The 4,606-nt window shown below is 74.7% G+C and carries 2 protein-coding genes and 1 pseudogene; all 3 read right to left on the reverse strand.

The genetic code is table 11. The features are described 5' to 3' along the window. Positions 1–738, reverse strand: a pseudogene (locus ACTUAL_RS11090) (methyl-accepting chemotaxis protein); the annotation flags it as partial. A 266-nt stretch (positions 739–1,004) separates the two neighbouring features. Then, positions 1,005–2,570 (reverse strand): serine/threonine-protein kinase, encoded by a 1,566-nt coding sequence (locus tag ACTUAL_RS11095; RefSeq protein WP_440900192.1) that lies wholly within the window; start codon positions 2,568–2,570, stop codon positions 1,005–1,007. Between the two features lie 225 nt (positions 2,571–2,795). Further along, a partial coding sequence (locus tag ACTUAL_RS11100; RefSeq protein WP_440900193.1) for a glycosyltransferase occupies positions 2,796–4,606 on the reverse strand: 1,811 nt, incomplete at its 5' end.

The raw sequence follows: 4,606 nt of genomic DNA on the forward strand, positions 1-4,606 counted from the left end.
GCGGGCGGTCAGGTCGCCGTCGGCGAGCCGGTCGAGCGCGCCGACGACGTCGCCGAGCGGGCGCACCACCGAGCGGGGGGCGCGCAGGCCGAGGACGACGGCCAGCACGAGGGCGACGACGAGCGCGCCCAGCAGCACCAGCAGGTTGTGCTCGCGGGCGGTGGCGGCGTCGGCGCGGAGGGCGTCGACGCGGGCGTTGACGGACTTGTCCAGGTCGGCGGCGATCGCCAGCACCTGGCCGTACGCCTTGGACGCGTCACCGCCGTTGATGCTGGTCATGGCCTCGGCGAGGCCGGCGGGGCCGTCGGAGGCCGCCCACTGCATGACCTTGGTGTCCCAGGAGAAGAAGTCGTCCCACGCGGGCTTCAGCTGCGCGAACAGGGCGCGCTCGGAGTCGGTGAGGTACTCGGTGCGGGCGGCGGACAGCTCGGTGTAGACGGCGTCCTTGGCGGCCAGCTCGCCCTTGCGGTTGTAGCCCTGCTCGCCGAGGGCGTAGGCGGGGCCGAACGCGCCGACGTCGGCGACCACGAGGCCCTGCCAGCCGGAGACGTCGGCGGCGCGGTAGGCGACGCCCTTGATGTCGTCCCGGACGAGCTGGAGGTGGTCGAGGCGCTGCTGCGTGTCGGCCTCCTCGCTGAGGCCGAGCCAGCCGACGCCCGCGGCGACGGCGATCAGGGCGGACAGGGAGGCGAACGAGAGGCCGAGCCTCTTGCCAACGCTCAGATCTCGGACGCGCACAGCTGCTCCCGCGGGGTCGGGTTCTTGGTCTTGGAACCCCAGGAACGGCACGCGCGGGGAGGATTTGAGGAGGATTCGGATCTCGGGGACGTGATCTGCGCCCGGTGAGCCCAGGGCGGAGGGCCCAGGGCGGAGGACGCAGGGCGGAGGGCACAGGGCGGACACCGCCCAACAGCCCGGAAAGCGCGACGCGGACCGGGCCAGGGGGCGCGGTCCGCGTCAGCGGGTCGGTCGGTTCCGCTCGGCGCGGAGGGGGGAGGAAGGGATCAGTGCGGGTCGTACGCGGCGCCGCCGTACCAGGCGAGCGCCGAGCGCAGCTCGACCACGTCGCGGTCGCGCCGCTTGCCGTGCCGCTCGTGCGAGATCGGGTACATCCGCATCCCGCCCTGGTGCGGGGTGAAGCTCCCCCGGCCCATGGGCTCGGGCACCTTCGCGCCGCTCTTGAGCCACACCACCAGCCACGGCCTGCTGCGGTGCGACTCGACCCGGATGCGGTTGACCGCGTACCAGGGCACGAGCTGCTTCTGCCCGCCGCTGGACACCGTGACGCCCTCGGCGCCGACGTCCAGCACGAGCGGCTCCTGCAGGGCGTCCGCGAACAGCCTGGCCGCCGTCACCAGCAGGCCGAGGCAGGCCACGATGGCGGCGAACTTGACCGGGTCCGGCGTGCTGTTCACCGAGGCGACGATGCCGGTCATGCCGACGCCCGCGCCGTAGAACGCGGACCAGCCGTAGCCCGCGACGCGCGAGGTGGCGAAGCGGGTGCCCTCGGGCTTGACCGACTTGCCGCGCTTGTCGGCGGTCGCGGGCGGCGAGGCGGGCTTGGTGGGCGGCTTGACCGCCGGGACCGCCTGGGACGCGGCGGCGGCCTGGGCGCTCTCCCGCGACAGGGCCAGGGTCGGCGGCTTGACCGGCTCGGGCCGGGGCGGCTGGTTCTCCAGCAGGGTGGGCGTGGGACCGGGTGGGACGCCGCCGTCGCCGGGGGTGCCGGGGTAGGAGCGCAGCTCGGTGCGCCGGGCCTCCACCAGGGTGCGCACCCGGTCGGGCAGCCAGGAGCCGTCCGCGCGCGGGGTGCCGATGGCCTCCAGGAGGCGCTCGGGGGTGGGCCGGTTGGCCGGGTCGCGCACCAGCATCGGCACGATCAGCGGCACCAGGCCCGGAGGCACCTTCGACAGGTCCGGCTCCTGGTGGACGACCCGGTAGACCAGCGCGGACGTGGAGCCCTCGCCGAACGGGCCCTCGCCGGTGGCGGCGAACACCAGGACGGAGCCGAGGGCGAACACGTCGCTCTGCGGGCCGACCGGCTCGCCGACGACCTGCTCGGGCGAGAGGTAGCCGGGGGTGCCGAAGACGATGCCCGCCTCGGTGAGCGCGGAGTGCTCCAGCGCGCGGGCGATGCCGAAGTCGATGACGCGGGGGCCGTCGTCGGCGAGCAGGACGTTGGACGGCTTGAGGTCGCGGTGCACCAGGCCCGCGCCGTGGATCGCGATGAGCGCCTCGGCGAGCCCGCCCGCGAGCCTGCGCACGGCCTTCTGCGGCAGCGGGCCCTGGTCGACGACGACCTGCTGGAGGTTGGGGCCGGGCACGTACTCGGTGGCCATCCAGGGCCGGTCGGCCTCGGGATCGGCGTCCACGACGATCGCGGTCCAGAACCCGCCGACCGCGCGCGCCATCTCCACCACGCGGCGGAAGCGCTCGCGGAACTGCGGGTTGTCGGCCAGCTCCGGCCTGGCGACCTTCACCGCCAGGGGGCGACCGCCTCGGGACCGCGCCAGGTAGACCGATCCCATCGCGCCGCGACCCAGCATGGCCAGCAACGGGTAGTCACCCACTCGTTGCGGAGCGTTGGGGGGAAGTGGCTGCACGCCCCCCAGACTAGTTGTGACCGGTCGGGCGTTCCGGTCACCCTGCGGAACCAGGGGGGCGCGCTGCGGCGGGTGGGCCGGGTGGTGCGGGGGAAGGGCAGGTCATGCGGGTGGCGCGCGGCGGGGTGGTGGGGTTCGGCCGACCGCACGGGCGTCCCTCCCCGGTGGGGAGGGCCACCCGTGCGGGTGGGGTCACCCGGCGGTGGGGTGGTGCGGGGTGGTGCGGGCGCCCTCGGCGAGTTCGCGGAGCACGCCCGCGCGGGAGAGCCAGGAGTACGGCAGCACGGACGCGCGGAGCTGGTCCGCGGGCTGGGGCGCGCCGTGCTCCAGGGCCTCGCGGACGGCCGCGACGAACGCGGCGTGGTCGGCGGCGGCGCGGACCCGGTCGCGGTAGGCGTCCAGCTCGGCGAACTCGGTGGAGACCACCGGCAGGCCGAGGGCCAGGTACTCCTTGAGCTTGATCGGGTTGGAGTGCCTGATCCAGTCGTTGTCCTGCCACGGCATGATCGCCACGTCGAACGCCGAGCCGCAGGCCGGGATCACCTCGTAGGGCTTGAACCCCAGCCAGTGCACGTTCGGGTACTTCGCGAACCGCTCCATGGGGTGGGTGGCGTCGCCGATGAGCAGGAGCGAGACGTCCGGCAGCTCGGCGGCCACCCGTTCGAGGAGGTCGAAGTCGACGACGAAGTCGTCCAGCGCGCCGAAGAACCCGACCCTGGGGCCGGGCACGGCGCGCACGTCGGCGGGCCACTGGGCCTGCGGGCGGGCGGTGAAGTGGTCGACGTCGACGCCGTGGTCGAGGAAGTGCGCGCGCTCGCCGGTGAGGGGCGCCTCCTCGGCCATCAGCGCGTGGCTGACGTAGACGACGTGGTCGGAGTTGCGCAGCAGCTCGCGCTCCAGGGCGGCGATGGCCTCCCGGTCGGCCTCGGGGAAGTCCGAGTGCCGGTCGGAGCGGTTGAAGACCAGGCTGGTGCGGCGCATGGGCGCGACCACGTCCCAGGCGGTCGGGATGGTCACCATGACCACCGGGGCGTCCAGCCGGAGCAGGGCGCAGACCAGGCGGACCTGGGCGCGCACGAGGACGGCGTTGACCTTGCGCAGGGTGGGGCTGCCGTAGAAGGGCAGCGGCAGCGGGGACATGACGTAGAAGTTCGGCTCGGGGCGGCGCAGGAACTTCGCGACCGACTTGAGCTTGCGCAGGACGCGGCGGGCGACGTGCGTGCTGTTGCCCCTGGTGGGCATCCGCATCCCGATGCTGTTGACCACCAGGACCTTCCTGCGGCGCGCCATGGAGCGCATGAGCTGGAAGTCGGAGTGGGCGCGGTTGTGGTACCACCAGTCCTGGGCGGAGAAGCAGACCCAGCCGGGTTCGGTGGCGGTCGGGCGGGCCTTGGCGGTGGCCGGGCGGGTCCTGGCGGCGACCGTGCGGGCCTTGGCGGCGGCCGGGGTGAGCGGGGTCGCGGTGGCCGGGCGGGCGGGCCAGCGGCGCCAGCGCAGGAGGTCGGCGACGGCGCGGCGGTGCTTGGGGTGGCGGGGCAGGCGGAGCAGCTCGTTGAGCAGCACGGCGAACCAGGTCGCGGCGGCGGTGAGGCGGCCGGAGCGCTCGCGGGCCATGCGGACCCGGTTCGTGGTGGCCATCGACCACAGCCAGGGGGACGTGGACTGCTCGCCGCCCAGGTGCACGGCGCGGGCGCGCGGCTCGAAGCGGATGGCGTGGCCGCGGTCGCCCGCGCGGAGCATGTACTCGGTCTCCTCGGAGTAGAGGAAGTAGCGCTCCTCCAGGAGGCCGGTGTCGGCGCGGCAGGCCGAGGAGATGAGCCAGGCGGCGCCGGTGGCCCAGTCGGCGGTCCCCGCGGCCCGGTAGGCGCGGGGGTCGACGACCAGCTCGCCGAGGGCGGGGGTGCGACCGGCGCGCTCCCCGCCCACGACGGCCACCCCCAGCGCGCCGAGGGGGGTGGGGGCCCGGCGGCTGGCGAGCCGGGGGTTGACCTCCGCGCCGAAGA

The organism is Actinosynnema sp. (genome assembly GCF_052038725.1).